Origin of the sequence: Neptuniibacter sp., from assembly GCF_024231755.1 — a bacterium.
Taxonomy (GTDB): domain Bacteria; phylum Pseudomonadota; class Gammaproteobacteria; order Pseudomonadales; family Balneatricaceae; genus Neptuniibacter.
The window spans coordinates 1-18,130 of the sequence record NZ_JAAEQH010000270.1; the positions used below are offsets into that span (position 1 = coordinate 1).

Annotated in this window: 17 protein-coding genes; 7 read left to right on the top strand and 10 right to left on the bottom strand. The window is 44.8% G+C overall.

Annotation, left to right across the window (positions count from 1 at the left end; genetic code table 11):
- Window positions 1–148: 148 nt before the first annotated feature.
- Window positions 149–652, bottom strand: a complete 504-nt coding sequence (gene radC, locus GY843_RS15315) for a DNA repair protein RadC (protein WP_297310847.1) — start codon at window positions 650–652, stop codon at window positions 149–151.
- Window positions 653–714: 62 nt separating this feature from the next.
- Window positions 715–1,080 carry a hypothetical protein gene (locus tag GY843_RS15320; protein WP_297310849.1) on the bottom strand — a complete coding sequence of 122 codons (366 nt, stop codon included), beginning with the start codon at window positions 1,078–1,080 and terminating at the stop codon, window positions 715–717.
- Window positions 1,081–1,500: 420 nt separating this feature from the next.
- Between GY843_RS15320 and GY843_RS15325 the strand changes: the two genes are divergently transcribed.
- The gene (locus GY843_RS15325) at window positions 1,501–1,761 is read left to right on the top strand and encodes a hypothetical protein (protein ID WP_297310850.1); all 261 of its coding nucleotides are present in this window, start codon (window positions 1,501–1,503) and stop codon (window positions 1,759–1,761) included.
- 112 nt (window positions 1,762–1,873) lie between these two features.
- Here GY843_RS15325 and GY843_RS15330 read toward each other — a convergent pair whose 3' ends face one another.
- The 6 genes from GY843_RS15330 to GY843_RS15350 all read right to left on the bottom strand — a co-directional run bounded on the left by GY843_RS15330 (window position 1,874) and on the right by GY843_RS15350 (window position 4,749).
- Complete coding sequence (locus tag GY843_RS15330; protein ID WP_297310852.1) at window positions 1,874–2,308, bottom strand: transcriptional regulator; 435 nt, start codon at window positions 2,306–2,308, stop codon at window positions 1,874–1,876.
- A gap of 10 nt (window positions 2,309–2,318) precedes the next feature.
- Window positions 2,319–2,630, bottom strand: coding sequence for a type II toxin-antitoxin system HigB family toxin (locus GY843_RS15335; RefSeq protein WP_297310853.1), 312 nt, complete (start codon window positions 2,628–2,630; stop codon window positions 2,319–2,321).
- A gap of 366 nt (window positions 2,631–2,996) precedes the next feature.
- Window positions 2,997–3,668, bottom strand: a complete 672-nt coding sequence (locus GY843_RS15340; protein WP_297310855.1) for a hypothetical protein — start codon at window positions 3,666–3,668, stop codon at window positions 2,997–2,999.
- Window positions 3,669–3,756: 88 nt separating this feature from the next.
- On the bottom strand, window positions 3,757–4,488 hold the full coding sequence (locus tag GY843_RS15345; RefSeq protein ID WP_297310857.1) for a hypothetical protein: 732 nt from the start codon (window positions 4,486–4,488) through the stop codon (window positions 3,757–3,759).
- Window positions 4,436–4,564, bottom strand: a complete 129-nt coding sequence (locus GY843_RS21060; protein WP_367183857.1) for a Mor transcription activator family protein — start codon at window positions 4,562–4,564, stop codon at window positions 4,436–4,438. Before GY843_RS21060 ends, GY843_RS15345 begins: the two co-directional genes overlap by 53 nt.
- Entirely contained in the window at window positions 4,513–4,749 is a 237-nt protein-coding gene (locus tag GY843_RS15350; RefSeq protein ID WP_367183859.1) for a Mor transcription activator family protein, read from the bottom strand. Before GY843_RS15350 ends, GY843_RS21060 begins: the two co-directional genes overlap by 52 nt.
- A 434-nt stretch (window positions 4,750–5,183) precedes the next feature.
- On the opposite strand from GY843_RS15350, the gene GY843_RS15355 reads away from it, so the two are divergent.
- A complete protein-coding gene (locus GY843_RS15355; protein WP_297310859.1) occupies window positions 5,184–7,265 on the top strand; it encodes a TonB-dependent siderophore receptor in 2,082 nt (693 codons plus the stop codon).
- 144 nt (window positions 7,266–7,409) lie between these two features.
- On the opposite strand, the gene dbpA is transcribed toward GY843_RS15355, so the two are convergent.
- On the bottom strand, window positions 7,410–8,834 hold the full coding sequence (gene dbpA, locus GY843_RS15360) for an ATP-dependent RNA helicase DbpA (RefSeq protein ID WP_297310862.1): 1,425 nt from the start codon (window positions 8,832–8,834) through the stop codon (window positions 7,410–7,412).
- A gap of 195 nt (window positions 8,835–9,029) precedes the next feature.
- Here dbpA and GY843_RS15365 point away from each other — a divergent pair, with 195 nt between their 5' ends.
- Window positions 9,030–10,250, top strand: a complete 1,221-nt coding sequence (locus GY843_RS15365) for a UbiH/UbiF/VisC/COQ6 family ubiquinone biosynthesis hydroxylase (protein ID WP_297310864.1) — start codon at window positions 9,030–9,032, stop codon at window positions 10,248–10,250.
- A 214-nt stretch (window positions 10,251–10,464) separates the two neighbouring features.
- Here GY843_RS15365 and GY843_RS15370 read toward each other — a convergent pair whose 3' ends face one another.
- Entirely contained in the window at window positions 10,465–11,022 is a 558-nt protein-coding gene (locus tag GY843_RS15370; RefSeq protein WP_297310866.1) for a phasin family protein, read from the bottom strand.
- 392 nt (window positions 11,023–11,414) lie between these two features.
- Here GY843_RS15370 and GY843_RS15375 point away from each other — a divergent pair, with 392 nt between their 5' ends.
- The 4 genes from GY843_RS15375 to GY843_RS15390 all read left to right on the top strand — a co-directional run bounded on the left by GY843_RS15375 (window position 11,415) and on the right by GY843_RS15390 (window position 18,117).
- The gene (locus tag GY843_RS15375) at window positions 11,415–14,333 is read left to right on the top strand and encodes an insulinase family protein (RefSeq protein ID WP_297310867.1); all 2,919 of its coding nucleotides are present in this window, start codon (window positions 11,415–11,417) and stop codon (window positions 14,331–14,333) included.
- A gap of 61 nt (window positions 14,334–14,394) precedes the next feature.
- The gene (locus GY843_RS15380; protein ID WP_297310868.1) at window positions 14,395–15,261 is read left to right on the top strand and encodes a DMT family transporter; all 867 of its coding nucleotides are present in this window, start codon (window positions 14,395–14,397) and stop codon (window positions 15,259–15,261) included.
- A gap of 220 nt (window positions 15,262–15,481) precedes the next feature.
- Entirely contained in the window at window positions 15,482–15,838 is a 357-nt protein-coding gene (gene raiA / locus GY843_RS15385) for a ribosome-associated translation inhibitor RaiA (RefSeq protein WP_297310871.1), read from the top strand.
- Window positions 15,839–16,104: 266 nt separating this feature from the next.
- A complete protein-coding gene (locus GY843_RS15390; RefSeq protein WP_297310873.1) occupies window positions 16,105–18,117 on the top strand; it encodes a methyl-accepting chemotaxis protein in 2,013 nt (670 codons plus the stop codon).
- Window positions 18,118–18,130 lie beyond the last annotated feature (13 nt).

Consider the following 18,130-nt stretch of genomic DNA (forward strand, 5'->3'; position numbering starts at 1 on the left):
ACCGTTGATTGGCAAAGTATGAGCTATCGCTGAGGACGTCATAAAACCTCCGAATAAGATTACGTTATTAGGTTAAAAAGGGGCGTTGTGATCAGGAATTACTTGGGGTTAATGCACATTAAACACAGTAAAAGGTGAGGCTGGTGGACTAGCAGGTAAGGAGGCCACGTTCAGCAAAACTCGTAATTTGATTACCGCCTACAATAAGGTGATCTAATACGCGTATATCGACGGTATCGAGTGCGGTGATTAAACGGCGGGTAATGAGCTTGTCAGCCTCACTAGGTTCAGCCACGCCACTTGGATGGTTGTGTGTCAGAATGACGGCTGCAGAATTTAGCTTCAGAGCTGCTTTGACAACTTCCCTTGGGTAGACCGCTGCGCCATCAATCGTTCCTTGAAAGAGCAGTTGGAAGTCTAATACGGCATGGCGGTTATCCAACAGGATGATGCCGAACACTTCACGTTCATATTGTGATAGCGCTAACTTGAGATATTCCCGGGTTTGGTTAGGGGAACTAAGATAGTTACTACGCATAAAGCGTTTTTCGATGATTGATTCAGCCCAATAGAGAACTTGATCATCGGAGATGTCGGTCGGCTTGCTTTGAATATGGGGCTTAGAGTAATAATCCGTTTCAGAAACGCTCATGGTTAATTTCCTTGCGATAATTATCTTCCTACTGCCTAAGAAGGGCAGTAGGAAGATATGAATCAGTTTGGTAGTTGAGGGAGCGGTGGTTGGGATTGTGATTTATTGATGCTGAAGGAGTGGTCACAGGATAGGCAGGTGTAATTATCCAGGAGGTTTTCATCAATGACTTCACCTAGTTTCATGCCTGCGCTACAGCCAGCACTCCCGCCAATCAGGCCTCCAATGATTGCGCCTGCAATTCCGCCTAGCGTTGCCCCAGCGGGGCCTAATGTAAGCCCGACAGTAGCACCCACTTGAGCACCTCTGCTTGCCGCGACGATCCCTCCCGCTGTTCCAGCAACTGTTCCGATAGTTCCACCAGCCTTTCTCCCATAGTTATTGATACGAATGTGGTGCGAATAGCATGAGGGGCATATGAGAATCATAAGAATCTCCTTTACTGAACTAGATAATGGATAGGTCAGCTAGGTGATATATGTCTCAATTTTTGATGAAAACGAAGATGCTCGGGTGTTATCCAGTTTTCCTTAGATGTTTGCGGATGAATTGTGTGATTTCACTAGAGTGATTTTTTCTAGTGGAATGAGGAGGGGGTTGGATGTTCAAGAACGTGTAGAGGGTGCAGTTAGCTTATTCGCCACTCATAATTCACTGCTGCAGTTTTGCTATAACAATGTGAGGGGAAAATATGAAGCAAGGATGTTTCCTTGGAGGGCTTGGGATAGGGACTCGTTGAATAAGGTTGTGAAAGACTGGTTATTGATTTAGGGTGTTACTGTTAGTGTAATTGATCGCTAATCATAATATTCGTTTACCAGTACGTCGTGATGACGGAAGGAGGCTAAATGCCATTTTATATCTGTGACCAATATGGTCATCCAACTCCTCAAGTTCTCTCAACTCGTTCTAAAGCTCAACCAGAGGGAAAGTATGCGGTGTTTGAGATTGGATTCTTAAACCTGACTACTCCATTCCCGCGTGGGCTGCATTCTCGTTCAAAGCTTCAGTTTGCATTGGCGCAGGTGAGGAAATTACAGGGTCAATCAAGAAATGCGGTGTTAACTTGGTATTCTGCTGAAGTTCTAGCATTTGAAAGCGCTTTGTAACAGAGAGTAGATGCTGTGTCTGCTTTGTGCTTCACTTAATTTTTCACTTTTTGGAAACTTTGGCTACTCACAGGCAGGCACCGCATCTTTACTGCTTAGTTGTAGCTCTTTGTTAATCGCCAAAGAACATTGCAGGACGAAGTCCAAATCGTTCAGACAACTTTTCAATTGCTTGACGGCTGAGAACTCGTTTCCCATTTAGGACTTTCGAAACCATTGTTTTATCACCAATTTCTGGAAGGTCGCTTCCTGTTAGGTGGTGTTGTCTCATTAACGTACGAAGCAGAGAAATATCTACAGGCATAGCTTCAGCTTCTTCGATAAAAGTACTCAGCTCATCATCTTGGGATTCGTAGCGTTCAATAGCGTGAATGAGCATATCAATCAGAGGATTCATTGGATCGTCAGGAGTATCTGTAGTTGTCTCCATTACCTGTTCTAACGTTTCAAGTGCAGCGTCATACTGCTCGTCCGAGTTAATATTAATGAAAGGCTGGGCCGTAACCATGAAGGCCTGATATGCGTCAACGATTGCTAGCTGTGTCATAACATCACCTCTAATCTTTCTCTTTCATATATTTTTTGGTCAGCTTGTCATAATCCGCATGATTCACGATGTGTTTGACGTACATGCGCTTATTTACAAACTGGATGAATGCAATCACACGGAGATTATTTCCCCCTACATCTAAGACCCACCACTTATCTTTATATTTAAAGTTATCTAATGATGGGAAAACAGCCTTCAGCTCTTCTGGACTGTGAAAATCCGTTTTCTGTAGTACCCTGAACATATCTAACAATGCGTCGCGATCGTTTGGATATTTCTTTGCCGCATCGTTGAAAGGCTTTTTAGAAATTACATTCATTACTTGTTCCTTGTTGACTGTAAGTCAACTATAGTATTGGAGTTGACTTAATGTCAACTCGGCTTGTCTCCTTTGGTATGGATGTCTTAAGGTAGGGGGCAAGCTGGTAATCCTGTGGTAGGGTAGGGAAATTGTTACTTAAACTGATTTTTTGACCTTATGAAGGTGAGAGAAAAAATTTATTTAATACGTTTTTAAGGTGACCGAATCGAGGGTTCGACGGTTATCCGTGACGGGGATTTAAAGTAACACTATATGTAACATCCTACATTATTCGTTTGTTAAGTTTATTTTTATAAACAATAGCTTGTGGCTTGGGTAAGAATCCCTCCCTGACCGCCATCATATTTATGCATTAAAGCCTCGCTAAGCAGCGGGGCTTTTTTGTGCTCGATATAAAAGGGATGAGAACCCGGGAAGAGGGTTTGAGCCGAGCGTAGCGAGACAACGTGGAAGCTTGCGACCACGGCCCCGAAGGGTGAAGTTTTGGGTATCGATTTTCAGTTTTATTGTAATAGCCCAACCGGTCAAATTTGGCTCCTTCGTCCTGAAATGAAGGCCGTTATCTTTAGGTTTTTCACCTTCAGCTTTTTCGCGGGATATATACGCGTCATTGGCCTGTTCAGCACTGCCGTACACAATCAGGTAATCCCAGCAGCCACTCCATTTAATGCCAATCCCCAGCTCTTCAGCGGCTTGTTTCATGGCATTAGCGATAATGAAATAGTGTTCCCACTCCCAGTTTGGTTTGCCGTCTACCCAGGCAACCAAGTCCACGGCGTGGGCGATCTCTCCCAGTTCTGGCGTATTTTTTGGCACCTTGCCTAGATGGCGGGAGTTCTGTGTTTTTGATTTGCCTTCACGTAGCATTCGGCGCTGCTTCTTCTCTGTACGAAGGGTTTCCAGTACGGCGAAATCAACACAGGTAATCCGGATAGCACGCTCTACAACAGCAGACATATCACGATGGCAATCTGCCAAGCGTTGCTTGGAACGTCGCCCCAGCACAAAGGCTGGAGCGGTTGGGTTTTCAGACATGACAAAAATCCCCGGTAAGGTTGGAATCCTTAAATTTCGTTAGGACTCCAACTTATCGGGGATTCTGGGAAGGGCGGTTTAACCTTGGTTAGATGTTAGCAGTGTAACTATCGCCATAAGATGATTTGTACCTGATTTTGATTTTGAGTCTAGACTTTGCAATTTTAGCCGCTTCGATTGTGTCCAAATCTACTTTGGACAATTTCTCATCATGAAAGCCTAGCCTAATCATTGGAATGCTTTTATCTACACCAATTACTTCTTTAGGTTCTAAGGCATGAAATGAATGACTTAACAAGTAGTCGTTTTGAGGGCGGTCTTTAATAAAGACTTCTTTTCCTTCTTTGTTAAAGAATCTAAACGTGGGTAGAAATACCCCTTCAAGCTGCTTAATTGTTGAATGTACATCCGAAATATCTAGTTTCTTGTTATCAAGCAAGATTTCGTGTGACTCAATTTCTGCGGGGCCAATTCCATTGCTATCCAAATTAATAACTATCTGAAATTCGGCTCTATCATTGTAATAAGAGTTTATAGTCAAATGCGGTTTTACAGACAGCTTGTTATGCTTTTTTGACAGCCATCCTTGCCAAAAAGTAATGCCCATTGCACAAACTGCAATGATTGAGGCCATATTATCGCCAAGCCAAAGCCAGACTATTGAAAACGGTCCCACCCCTTGCATTGTTGCCTCTACGGCCATCACACAGGTTTCTACATTACTCGCTTGGATCACACACTCTACTGTCACTGATAACCTCCATTGTTCAAAAAAGCCCTGGTTGTATGCGCCTAATATGGTAACCGCGTTGTTCTTCAATGATCTTATAAACCTGCTTTACGCTCAAGTTGTAACGCGTTGACAGATCTGCAGGCTGAATGGTTTTTTTGACCAATCATCAAACAAGTTGATATCTCTAATTGCCTTTTGAAGGCCGTCTTTTTTGGGTAGGTAAAAGTAACGACCGCCGCAGTACATAGACTGTTCATACAGCAGGGTAAGACTGATTTTCTGGGCTTCGTCGCCCTTGTACCCCATACGTTCTAGCGCTGCAGCAAAGATATCAATCAGTGCAATCAGGTCCTTTGGTCATTTCTTTTTAACCTCTTCTGGGATCTCGCCCAGGAGGTCTGCAAGATCATTGATGTATTTCTTTCTACCCCACGAATAATGGGGATCCCGTTTTATATCCGTATATCCCGCTTATAAGTGTCACTAACATCACAAGATCACAGAGCCGAGCGTAGCTAGACAACGTGGGAGCTTACGACCACGGCCCCGAAGGGGTGAAATAATCCCTCCCTGACCGCCATCAAATTTAAACATTAAAGCCTCGCTAAGCAGCGAGGCTTTTTTGTGTTTGATCATTTTCCATGAAAATAGCTCTCTCCCTTATTAGGTTGATTCAAGGATTCTTGTAAAAGCTCAACACGCTACTCGCTATATCTAGATATTCAGAAACTGTACAATGCTCTAACGTTGGGGTTTGTTTTTGTTTTAGGGTGTAGTCATTAATGTTCCGTAAAACTTTCCAAAAAACGCTTATTAGCATAGCTGTAAGCAGTCCATTTATTCTTTCACCGCATTTTGTACTTGCTGATGAACTATCTGGTTTTACGGAAGAAGATGTTTTCATTGATATACCGTTAGTCACTTCAGCCACTCATTTCCCTCAGAAGCTAACGGAAACACCTGCAGCAATCACCATCATTACTCAAAATATGATTGAAGCCTCAGGTGCATTGAACATACCTGACCTTTTTCGCCTTGTTCCAGGTATGCAGGTCTTTCACGTTAACAGTAATAAAATGGGAGTGACTTATCATGGCATGACCGATGATTTTCCTTCCCGTATGGAGGTGATGATCAATGGCAGGTCTATTTACATCCCTCTACTGTCAACGGTTGTTTGGGAAGCGTTGGGTATCTCGGTGGATGATGTTGATCACATTGAGGTGGTTAGAGGTTCCAACGTTCCAACTCATGGTTCTAACGCTTTCCTTGGCGCGATAAACATCATTACTAAATCTCCTGTATCACGTTCAGGGACTAGTGTTAAGGCAACTGCCGGGGCTTTGGGTACTGAGAATGTTACGGTGCGGCATTCAAATAGTACTGAAGAGCTGCAATATACCCTTTCTGCAGGCAGTCTGAAAAACGATGGTATCGATTTTTATGATGATGCTGGGCACTCTAAGTTTGTATCGTTAAGCGGATCAATGACCCCCAATCTGATTGATACAGTATATTTTGACGTTGGGGTGACAAGTGGTTATGCCTACCGTGGAGATGGAAATAAGTCAGATCTGATACAAGCAAACTTTTCCCCTCGAGAGCATCACTCTAATTATCAGGATATTCGTTGGAACCGAATTTTAGATAATCAGGCTGAGTTCCAGCTACGTTATACACGTAGTTACCTTGATCTTGAAACAGATAACTTTGATGCTGCAGGGCTAGCAGTTCATGAGAACCTGCCACTCTGGATTGCAGATTCATTAATCAATGCGAACAATGGAATTGCGCCTAAGGATGGCGAGCGCGGTGAAGTAGAGACGCATGACATTGGTGTTCAATACAAGGCGAGTGCTACGACCAATATAAAGATGGTGACGGGTAGTAGTTTTAGGTATGAGCGCGCTAAAAGTGATGTCTTACTGCAGAACGAAAATAACAGCTGGGTCGATGAGACCAGTTGGAAGTTGTATGGCAATGTTGAGTACCGCGCAACAGATAAAATCACTCTGAATGCGGGTGCGATGTTTGAAGAAAGTAGTATTGTTGGCGGTACAACTTCATTCCGAACTGCCGTTAACTACGCCTTAAGCAATTCTTCCACTATCAGAGCAGCTTATTCCCATGCTCACAGAATGCCCTCTTTGTTAGAAGCAAACAGTGCCTATTCGGTTAATTTGTTAGGCCCTGTCGATATTTATTCGGTACCTTACCGGGATATGGAGCCAGAGGAGATAAATTCGTTCGAAGTAGGGTATTTATATATATGGCCTGAATCCTCAAGCCAGGTTGAGATCAGAGCGTTTTATGAGGATGTAACGGATGCGATCGTGCGTGGTAAGAAGCTCCCAGCTATGGATGCCGATGGGGACCTTGATATAAGCACTAATAACGCTGATTGGATTAATCAGGGGATTGAGGCGCAATTTAAGTGGGAGTCTGTGGCCTCGCATCAGAGCAGCATAGTATTCAATTATAGTTACGTCGATTCAGAAGGTAGTTGGAACCGCGGCTATTATCCGCCGGAAACAGACAGAATCGTTCCTCTGGATAGCGTGGTTCCGGTGCATACAGCATCCATATTATTATCTACTAAACCTACACCAAGCAGTTTGATCGGGTTGTCTCATTATTATATGGATCATGTAGAGTGGCTTGAGGGTTTTAGCGATAAAGTTTCTGGGCGTACGAACTACACACGAACAGATCTGAAGCTATCGAATACATTTACTTTGAATGCAGAGTCTGAATTTGAACTATCGTTGATCATCCAGAACCTGTTTGATAAAGAATATGGCGAGTTCTACGCGAATAATCTGTTTGAGCGCAGGGTATACCTGCAAATGGGATTAACCTTCTAAGCCATAGGCGGCTAGGGTCTTAAGTACTAACTTAAGTAACCTGTGAAAACTAACTCAGATGGGTGCAAGAAATTTGCCTAGTAGTTGGTCAGAAGTGGGGTGGGCAGCCACCCCATGAGTCGCCTAAGGTTCAATTTTAGCTATTTAAATCCTGCGCACTTTGAATCTGCGCCCTTTGATCTTACCTTTATCCAAGCGATCTAAAGCTTTGCGCGCAACAGACTTCTCCACTGCCACGTAAGCAACAAAATCGAATATATTGATTTTTCCTACCTGTGCTCCAGGGATTCCTGCATCACCTGTCAGTGCCCCAAGAATATCTCCAGGACGAACCTTGTTCTTTTTACCGCCAGCGATGGAGAGCGTGACCATGGGTGGTTGGATTGCCGCAGCTTGTTCTGTTGCTTCAGGGATCGGCGTTGCTTCAAACTCTGCACCCAGGTAATCCTCTATGGAATTAACTTTGTAGGCTTCAGAAGGTTGGTAGAGGTTAAGCGCAATACCGGTTTTTCCAGCACGACCCGTACGTCCAATTCGGTGGGTGTGTATTTCTGCGTCGCGGGTTAATTCATAACTGATAACACAAGGCAGATCATCAATGTCCAGACCGCGGGCAGCAACATCAGTAGCGATCAGGAAGGGTATACTACGGTTGCTGAATTGAGTGAGAATCTGATCCCTCTCTTTCTGCTCCAGGTCACCATGGATCGCTTTCGCTTTGTAACCCAACTGCCAGAGTTTTTGCTGCACATCTTTGCAGCTCTGTTTGGTGTTACAGAAGATAACTGCAAATTCCGGCTGGTAATGACTCAGAATCGCTGAGAACTGATTCAGCTTGTCAGCTTTATCGATTTCAAAGAAATACTGTTCAATCTGGCTCTTACTGTGCGTGGCTTCAACTTCAACTTTAACCGGGTTACGCAGAATATCGGAACAGAGTTGGTTGATCGTTTTCGGGTAAGTAGCTGAGAACAGAAGGCTCTGCCTTTTTTCAGGTGTGTGCTTGATGATATCGCGTATATCATCGGCAAAACCCATATCCAGCATTCTGTCAGCTTCATCCAGAACCAGTGTGTTAACGCGATCAAGTTTTAGCGTTTGTTTGCGCAGATGATCTTTGATCCTGCCTGGTGTGCCCACAATAACGTGAGCGCCGTGCTGTAATGAGCCAATTTGAGGCCCTATAGACTGACCACCACACAGCGTAAGTATTTTCAGGTTTTCAGTATATTGCGCCAGTTTACGCAGCTCATTAGCTACCTGTGTTGCCAGTTCACGTGTAGGACAGAGAATCAGAGCCTGTGCCGAAAACAGCTTTGGTCTTAGTTTGAGTAGCAAACCGATACCAAAAGCAGCGGTTTTCCCGCTACCTGTTTTAGCTTTGGCAATTAGATCTTTACCTTCTAGAACCTGAGGAATCGCTTGCGCCTGAATCTCTGTCATCTGCTTATAACCCAAGCGGTTCAGGTTTTCGATCATGCGTGGAGGCAGATCAAGCAGAGAGAAATTATTATCAGCGGTATTTGCAGATTTAGTTTCAGACTTTGTTTTCGATTTTTTATCAGACACTAGCGGCAGCTCGAATGTTGAAGGCAGTAAAGTAGATGGCGTGCATTATAGAGTAAATGAGAGCGACAAAGTGAAAAGATTGGTCTGAGCATCTGAATCAATAGACAGCTATCAGCTTTGATCTTTCTCAAGAACTCATGAGGCGCTTTGGGTATACTGTCGGGCAATTATAACGATTCGATCCGGTTGAGCTTAATGAATACACGTTACGATGTTGTGATTGTTGGTGGGGGTATGGTTGGTGCGACCATCGCCTGTGCGTTGGGAGATAGTGATCTCTCTGTTGCAGTGCTGGAAAACTTCTATCCGCCTGAGTTTGAAGCTGCACAACCCAATGATCTTCGTGTTTCTGCTATTAGTATTGCTTCTCAGAATATTCTGCAGATGGTTGGGGCCTGGGATGGTGTATTGAGCCGTCGTACCTGCCCTTATCGTCGTATGAAAGTTTGGGAATCCAATGAAGAGAAAGCTGCAACAGAGTTTATCTCAGATCATATCGGGCATGAGTATCTGGGTCATATTGTAGAAAACAGGGTGATACAACTATCACTGCTGGAGCGCTTACAGGCCTTCGATAATATCGATCTTATCTGTCCAGCAGGTGTCGAGGAGATTGATTACTCTCCGGGTAGCAGTATTGTTCGTTTAAAAGACGATCGAGAAATCGTTGCTAAGTTACTGATCGCTGCTGATGGAGGCGAATCCCGGGTTCGTCAGGCTGCAGGAATCGGTGTACATAAGTGGGATTACGAGCAATTTGCTCTGGTGGCTTCAGTAACTACTGCTTATCCGCAGCAGGATATTACCTGGCAGCAGTTTACACCAACCGGTCCTTTGGCGTTTCTGCCTCTGTCTGGCAACAATGCATCCTTGGTTTGGTATAACACGCCGAATAACGTGAAGCGTCTGATGGAGCTGGATGACCAGCAGTTTATGGCTGAACTGGTTGCTACGTTCCCTGAATGCCTAGGTGAAATTGATCAACTGCTGGAACGAGGTTTCTTCCCGCTGCGTCGACAGCATGCTCAGCAGTATGTTGCAGAAGGCGTAGCTCTGGCCGGCGATTCCGCACATATGATTCACCCATTGGCAGGGCAGGGTGTGAATATTGGTCTGCTTGATGCTGCAGCACTTGCTGAAACAATTCTTCGAGCTCAGCGTGTAGGTGAGGACTATACTTCTCTTTCCGTTTTACAGGATTATGAAAAGCAGAGACGTCAGCATAACCTAGTGATGATGCAGACCATGGATGCTTTCTATCGCGTGTTCAGCAACCAGAATAAGCCTCTTAAAGTGTTGAGAAACATTGGTTTTGGTCTGGCAGAGCGCATTACGCCAGCTAAAAATAAAGTGATGCAGTTTGCAATGGGACTAGAAGGGCCATTGCCAGCTTTAGCGAAGTTAGAAGCGATCTGATATTAGCTGGATACAAGTTGGCCAAGTCTTTCAAGAACGTAGCGATCCATTGAGCCGTTTTGCGGAAACGAAAAAGGGGACAGTCTTAAAACTGTCCCCTTTTTTATATCCATAAAAAGGCCGGTCTGGGAGACCGGCAAAGGATAAGGCTTGGTGATAAAACCAGCCAGAGTAGAGAAGTGGGATCGTAACGTGACCCCAGACGAACAAACTATTACTCAGCAGCAGGAGCAGCTTTTTTAGCAGCTGGCTTGCGTTTAGCCGGTGCTTTCTTAGCTGGTGCTCTCTTAGCAGGAGCAGGTGCAGTCTCAACTTTAACGCCTGGCGTAGGTTCTGCTTTAGTAGGTGCTGCTTTAACTTCAGCCGCTGGAGTTACTGCTGCAGTAGCAGTTGCAGTAGCTGCTTCAGCTGCTTCCGTCAGGAACTTGTTGAAATCAGACATGTATGGCATTTCGCTGATTTCAGAAAGGCTTTTCTCAACGATACCAGAGATCTCTTCTTTAGCTTCAGTCAGTGCAGCCATCTCTTTTTCAGCAACGGAAGTCATTTTGCCTTCCAGTTCCTTGAAGAATTTAACCTGAAGCTCTACAGCTTCTTTAGCTTCTTTAACTTCGGACAGAGCTTTCAGCTGAGCTACGCTAGAGTCAACGAAATCTGTTACATATTCAGACTGCAGAGAAAACAGAGTTTCCAGTGCTTTTTTGTTTACTTCAGCAACATCGATAGCTGGTTGCATTTTTTCCTGAACGTCTTTCATCAGATCTTCGTACATTTTCAATCCCTCTGAGAATCAAAATTTGTTTTGTGCATTGCAGCATTTGGGTTCAATATAGTGGTTAATAAATGACCTGTCAAATCTTTTTTTGTGCGTTGCACAAAAAATCTATAATTAAATTGGATAGTAATTTTTCGCTTTTATAATCATGGGGTTATCAAGGTCTGTAGAGCATTGCTATTTAAGTTTTAAAAGCAGAGTTGTAGTTGTCTATGCCTGATATTGGCCTGCGAAATCCTGTTATCTTGCCGATGAAAGCTGATTTTGCAGGTTTAGGCGTCAGAGATGGATGTTCATTGCAGATAATAGCCATTACAATCGGATCAACAGAAACCCACAGTCTATGCTTAGGGTTATAACGCAAGATTGCTACAGGAATTTTTTTATACATGACCAATTCGCTGAACACCGCTGAATGTCATTCTGCATTTGCTTTTGTCCGCACAGAGAAGATTGAGTCTCTGGGTATTGATGTGACTGAATACAAGCACACTAAAACCGGGTTATCTCATTTTCATATCGCTGCTGATCATAGTGAAAATGTGTTTCTGGTTGGTTTAAGGACCGTTCCAGAAGATTCCAAAGGTGTGGCACATATCCTTGAGCATACAGCGTTGTGTGGTAGTGAACGTTTCCCAGTGCGTGATCCCTTCTTCATGATGACGCGCCGTTCCCTGAACACGTTTATGAATGCGATGACTAGTAGTGATTGGACCTCCTATCCATTTGCTAGTCAGAACCGTAAGGATTTCTTTAACCTGCTGGATGTTTATCTGGATGCGGTTTTCTTCAGCCGTCTTGATCAACTGGATTTTGAGCAGGAAGGGCACCGTATTGAGTTTGTTGAGCCGGATAATGCTGAGTCTGATCTGGAATATAAAGGTGTGGTTTACAACGAGATGAAGGGGGCGATGAGCTCACCAGTATCCCGTTTATGGCAATCAGTAACCAAATACCTTTTCCCAACGACGACATATCATCATAACAGCGGTGGTGAGCCTGAGAGCATTCCTGATCTGAGTTATGACGAACTGATAGAGTTCTACAGAACACACTATCACCCGACTAACGCGGTGATCATGACCTTTGGTGATATTCCTGCTGCAGAACTTCAGAGTTTTATTGAAGAGAAAGCGTTATCCCGTTTTGAAAAATTGGATAGCAGCATTGAGATTCATGATGAAAAACGCTACCACTCACCACTACGTGTAGAGGAAGGGTACGATCTGGATCAGGAAGATACTTCTGCTAAAACCCACCATGTTTTGGCATGGTTGATGGGTAACTCAAGCGATCTGGAAGGGCAGCTAAAAGCTCACCTCATGTCTCGTGTACTGCTGGATAACAGTGCGTCTCCACTTCGCTACGCATTGGAATCGACTGATCTGGGCAGTGCTCCTTCGCCGCTTTGTGGTTTGGAAGATTCCAATCGCGAGATGAGCTTTATGTGTGGCCTGGAAGGTAGTGAGCCTGAGTCTGCAGATGCTTTTGAAAAACTGGTTCTGGATGTACTGACTAAGGTTGCCGAGGAAGGTGTTCCACAGGCGATGCTTGACGCCCAGTTGCACCAGTTGGAGTTACAGCAACGTGAGATTAATGGTGATGGCTACCCTTACGGAATGAGCCTGATAATGTCTTCATTGGGTGCAGCGGTTAATGATGGCGATCCAATTGCATTGCTGAATCTGGATCCGGTGCTGGAAAAGCTGCGTGAAGAGATCAAACAGCCTGACTTCGTACAGAATATGGTTCAGGAACTGTTGGATAATCCGCACCGAGTTCGCCTGACGTTACGTCCAGACAATAAGCTGGCTGAGCACCGTGATGCAGCAGAAAAAGCGAAGCTTGCCAAGATCAAAGCGGGGCTTACTGAAGAAGAGACTCAGCAGATTATTGATCGAGCTGCTGCGTTGGAGGCACGACAAAATCAGGAAGATGATGAATCTATCCTACCTAAGGTGACATTGAATGATGTACCTGAAGAGATGTCTGTGCCAGAAGCGACGGCAGTGGACTCTCAATTGCCTCTGACCCGTTATGACCGTGGTACCAATGGGCTGGTCTACCAGCAGATCATTGTTCAACTGCCGCAGCTGACGGAAAACGAACTGCACTTGGTTCCACTATATAGCCATCTGCTGACTGAGCTGGGCTGTGGTGATCGAACTTATCAGGAAAACCAGCAGTACCAGACAGAAGTTACGGGTGGAGTGCATGCTTTTGTATCTGTCCGTGGTGCACCGGAAAATGAACAGGATATCTCCGGACACTTCACCCTGTCGGGTAAAGCGTTGGTAAGCAAACAGAAAGAGCTAACTGCTCTGCTAAAAGAAACGCTTGGTAGTGCGCGTTTCGATGAATTGCCACGTATTCGTGAAGTGGTTTCTCAGACTCGTACTCGTAAGGAACAGAGCATCACCGGCCATGGCCATGCATTAGCGATGATGGCTGCCACTTCTAAAATGAGTCCAGCTGCTGCGCTGGCTCAGGCGACTAAAGGTCTGGAATCGATTAAGTTCTTTAAAGGTTTGGATGATCTGTTAGCCGATGAAACTGAGCTGCAAAAACTAGCAGATCAGTTATCTCATATGCATAACAAAATCCAACAGGCTCCAAGACAGTTCCTGATTGTGGCCGAAGAAGAGCAACAAGCGTTGTTACAGTCGGAGCTGGAAAACAATTGGAGCCATACTGATATAACTGCTGACAAGTTCACGCTGCCAGAACTGCGAGATACAGTTAAGCAGGCCTGGACTACCAGTACTCAGGTAAGTTTCTGCGCTAAATCCTATCCGACAGTGCCAGTAGAGCATCCGGATTCAGCTGCATTAACGATTCTGGGTGAATTCCTGCGTAACGGTTATCTGCACCGTGCAATCCGTGAAAAGGGTGGGGCATATGGTTCAGGAGCAGGGCAGGATTCTGGTGATGCGGCTTTTCGTTTCTTCTCCTACCGTGACCCTCGTTTATCTGAAACGCTGGATGACTTTGATGCGGCAGTTGAGTGGTTACTGAATAATGATCATGAGTATCAGAAACTGGAAGAGGCGATCCTTGGAGTAGTCAGCTCAATTGATAAACCGGGCTCTCCAGCAGGTGAAGCTAAACAGGCTTTCCACTCCACCTTGTTTGGTCGTACTCCTGAACAGCGTAAAGCATTCCGCTCCCGAGTTCTTAAAGTAACTATTGATGACCTCAAACATGTGGCAGCGACGTACCTGAGAAACGCTGATGCTAGTGTTGCTGTGGTAACCAACCTTGCTCAGGCTGAGTCTTTGGGTAGCGAGTTTGAGGTGATTGAGGTTTAAACCCTCTCACATTTCTAGTTTGAAACTGTAGCCCCCTTTTGGGGGCTCTTTTGTGTTTATTATGCCGGCAAATCCTATCTATCAAGGTGCACTGTTGATCGTCTTATCAGAACTGTTTCTGGTTGTTTCAGGAATGGTTGTGAAGCAGGTGACAGGTGAGTTGCCCACTGAAATTATTGTTTTTGCTCGTAACCTGTTTGGCTTATTCCTGCTTCTGCCCTGGCTTTTACGTAACGGCTTTGAAGCAATCAAAACAGATCATCTACGCTTCCATGTGATGCGAGCAACAGTAGGGGTTACGGCGATGATGTGCCTCTACTATTCTTGGGGACATTTGCCCTTAGCTGAAGCAGCATTGATTAAACAAACAGCCCCTTTCTTTATCCCTATTTTTGCTTTCCTCTGGTTAGGAGAAAGGGTTAGTTTGTCTGTAAAGCTTGCGATTCTTGTCGGATTTTCGGGGGTTGTGCTGGTCCTTAATCCCGGCTCAGGAACGCTGAAAACTGCAGTTCTGATCGCCTTATTCGGCGCCATGCTTGGTGCATTGGCAAAAGTGATTATCAGGCGGATGAGCAGCACAGAATCGCCACAACGGGTTGTCTTCTATTTTGCGCTGATAAGTTCGTGTTTATCTTTAGTTCCGGCATTACTGGTATGGGTGATGCCGACATTAGAACAGATGCTCTGGTTACTATTGATGGCGATCACGTCCACAGTGGCGCAGCTACTTTTAAGTAAAGGCTATGGTTTGGCTCCTGCGGGCCAGTTAGGGCCGTATACCTATGCTTCTGTCGCGTTTGCAGCACTGTTTGGCTGGTGGCTTTGGGATGAGGTATTAGGACTGAACAGCTGGCTTGGGGTGGGTCTTATCTTTGGTGCGGGTTTGCTATCGCTATCATCAAAGAAGGCCAAGGAAAGTACGAAATAGGCTTAACTTCAGCGACAAATCCATTCGACTATAACACCTTTTTTTTACAATGAAACCAATTTACAGCCTGTTTTTAAGATAAGTCATTTTTATTTCTCTGAGTGTTAAAAAGAGCTTGAATTACGTTGTGGGAGTGGTACTACTGTAAGTGCAAGGAGGGCATATAAAACCTAACAACGGCTCTCCGGTAACAACATGCGTTATGCATTAAGGATTTACCATGAACATTAAAATTACTCACCGCAATGCGAAGGTTTCTGATGCAATCAAAGAGAAAGTAGATGATTGGTTGAGCTGCAGTCAGGAGCGTTATGAAGTTATTACTAGTGCGCACGTTATCCTTGAGAAAAATGATCGTGAAGATATGGCTGAGGCAACTATCCATATAGCAGGTAAAGATATTTTTGCTAAAGCTTCTGCCGATAATATGTACGCAGCTTTGGATGCATTGTCAGATAAAATTGATCGTCAGCTTGATAAAATTCACCAGAAACACGTGAATAAAAAAGGTGCTCAACGACCTGCAGCTGAGATTGAAGAAAGTGAGGTTGATGAAGGTGAGTTAAGCCCAGCTTGATTTAATAAGCCCATCACTAATGAATGCCCGGTTTTATGCCGGGCATTTTTGTTTCTAAACAAGACGTTATTCAATACAGGATTTCCCTTGCTTCTTTGGTGCTATTCTCTTAGTTATTCAGTTTTAAAATTTACGGAATTAGCTGTTCAAATCTGACATCCCTGTCTTTAATTAGTAAAGTTGCGGATAAAGTATAAAAACTATTAGTCAGAGATTAGAAGGACTCCGCCACAGAGCAGGGGCTTTATAATAAAAGGTACTGAAGTATGTCTTGGTTTAGTCGTAGTAAACCCGCCAAAAGCACCTCCGTTGAAGAGCAGGTCATTAAAGTTAAATCCCTGAGTAGTCGGGAGATTAACCAGGAATCTCTAGCGTCACTGGAATTTAAGCGCTCATCAACAGCGTTGGTTATCGCATTTATCTCGCCCCATCTGGAATTTGAAAGCACCGTTAGACAAATTAAAGCGGCTCTTCCAAATGTATCCAAAGTGATTGGTGTCATGACGGCAGGGGAGCTGAGTTCATGTCAGGGAGGGCTATATCATCAGGCTGACAGCCACTGGGATAATGTTGTAGTTCAAAGTTATAGCAGTGAAGTTTTTGCTGATGTATTTGTCAGTTCAATTCCACTGCACTGTGAAGATATTCGCGCTGGCAATGTTTCCATGACTCGAAAAGAGCGTGTTGCTAAGCTGGCTTCTGAATTTAGTCGGGTAAACCCTCCATTCGATATCAACTATCAGGATACCTTGGCATTAACCTTCTTTGACGGTCTGTCTGCCAGTGAGAACTTCTTTATGCAGGGCTTATACGACAGTGGTCGATTCCCTTGCTATTTTGTCGGTGGTTCTGCAGGCGGTAAGTTGGATTTCCAACAGGCGCTAGTTTTTGACGGCGATCGAGTTGCGCATAATCAGGCGGTCGTGATCTTTGTTAAGTTAGCCAAAAATACCCGATATGGTGTTTTCAAAGCACATAACTTTGAGAAGACCAGTACTTCTTTTGTGGTCGCTGAGTCTGATGTTCACACCCGTGTTGTTAAATCAGTTATAAGGGATGGAAGCCATGAGTTGACGACTCTGGTAGATCTCCTCTGTGATCATTTCCACTGCTCGCCATCAAGCCTTGGTGATGCGCTGGTGGGTTACTCTTTTGCTGTAGAGATTGGTGGAGAGCTATTTGTCCGTTCTATTGCGGCAATCAATGAGGGAGATGGCAGTATCGCTTTCTTCTGTGACCTTGAGTTTGGTGATCGCCTCTACCTGGTTAAGGCAAAAGATTTCGCGCAAAGTACGTCTCAGGAGTTCCGTCAGTTTATGCATGGGAAACCAGGACAGCCTGTTGCTATGTTGGCTAATGACTGTGTCCTTCGTCGACTGAACAATGCAGCGAGTCTCTCCCAAGTTCGTGATTTTGATGATATGGCTGTAGCAGGTTTTTCAACCTTTGGTGAACTGCTCGGTGTACATATGAACCAGACCCTCACGGCTCTGTTCTTCTTTAAAGTCAAAGATGGGGAGCGATTTACTGATGAGTATGCGGATCAATTCCCATTCCACTACAGTAATTTCCGTCAATACTTCCTCAATTCTCGAATTAACAGCCTGGAGCAGATTAACCAGCTTCAAGGTCACCTGGTCGAGTGTATGGGGGAATATCGCCCTCTGCTGCGTAAGATGGTTGATAGTTTTGGGCAGGTTGCGAACTATGCCCAGAGCACCGGAAGTGTTGTGAATGATATTCAGGAACGCTTTATGGGCTTCTCTCAGGATATAGAGAACCAGAGTGGTGAGCGACAAGAGCTGCACACTAAGGTTGAGGATCTAAAGCACAATTCGGAAGAGGTGCTTTCCATTCTGAATGTTATTTCGGGTATCGCAGATCAGACTAACCTTCTGGCATTGAATGCGGCGATTGAGGCTGCTCGTGCCGGTGAAGCAGGGCGTGGGTTTGCCGTTGTAGCCGATGAGGTGCGACAGCTATCACACAATACCCAGCAGAGTCTGGATCAGACGGGCGATACAGTACACGCTGTGACCACATCAATCAGTTCGATTCGCGATACGATCTCCAATACTGAGCAGTTTATGGAGAAGATTGCGGATAGCTCACAATCTTTGAGTTCCGAGATGCAGAGTCTTGTTGAATCGTCCTCTGTGGCTGATCAACAGGTGCAAGAGAGCATCCACTATATCTCTGATGTTGAATCCGAGATGGATAATATCGATCGCGAAGTAGAGGCAATAGAGCGCTTACGTCAGTTAGATGTTGCCAGGTAACTAGTCTGTAATG

Bases quoted from the DNA above. Each gene is read 5' to 3' on its own strand.
- GY843_RS15320 (WP_297310849.1), bottom strand. From the start codon at position 1,080: ATGATTCTCATATGCCCCTCATGCTATTCGCACCACATTCGTATCAAT.
- GY843_RS15375 (WP_297310867.1), top strand. From the start codon at position 11,415: ATGACCAATTCGCTGAACACCGCTGAATGTCATTCTGCATTTGCTTTT.
- GY843_RS15365 (WP_297310864.1), top strand. From the start codon at position 9,030: ATGAATACACGTTACGATGTTGTGATTGTTGGTGGGGGTATGGTTGGT.
- GY843_RS15330 (WP_297310852.1), bottom strand. From the start codon at position 2,308: ATGACACAGCTAGCAATCGTTGACGCATATCAGGCCTTCATGGTTACG.
- GY843_RS15355 (WP_297310859.1), top strand. From the start codon at position 5,184: ATGTTCCGTAAAACTTTCCAAAAAACGCTTATTAGCATAGCTGTAAGC.
- GY843_RS15340 (WP_297310855.1), bottom strand. From the start codon at position 3,668: ATGTCTGAAAACCCAACCGCTCCAGCCTTTGTGCTGGGGCGACGTTCC.
- GY843_RS15370 (WP_297310866.1), bottom strand. From the start codon at position 11,022: ATGTACGAAGATCTGATGAAAGACGTTCAGGAAAAAATGCAACCAGCT.
- GY843_RS15325 (WP_297310850.1), top strand. From the start codon at position 1,501: ATGCCATTTTATATCTGTGACCAATATGGTCATCCAACTCCTCAAGTT.
- GY843_RS15335 (WP_297310853.1), bottom strand. From the start codon at position 2,630: ATGAATGTAATTTCTAAAAAGCCTTTCAACGATGCGGCAAAGAAATAT.
- raiA (WP_297310871.1), top strand. From the start codon at position 15,482: ATGAACATTAAAATTACTCACCGCAATGCGAAGGTTTCTGATGCAATC.
- GY843_RS15390 (WP_297310873.1), top strand. From the start codon at position 16,105: ATGTCTTGGTTTAGTCGTAGTAAACCCGCCAAAAGCACCTCCGTTGAA.
- radC (WP_297310847.1), bottom strand. From the start codon at position 652: ATGAGCGTTTCTGAAACGGATTATTACTCTAAGCCCCATATTCAAAGC.
- GY843_RS15380 (WP_297310868.1), top strand. From the start codon at position 14,395: ATGCCGGCAAATCCTATCTATCAAGGTGCACTGTTGATCGTCTTATCA.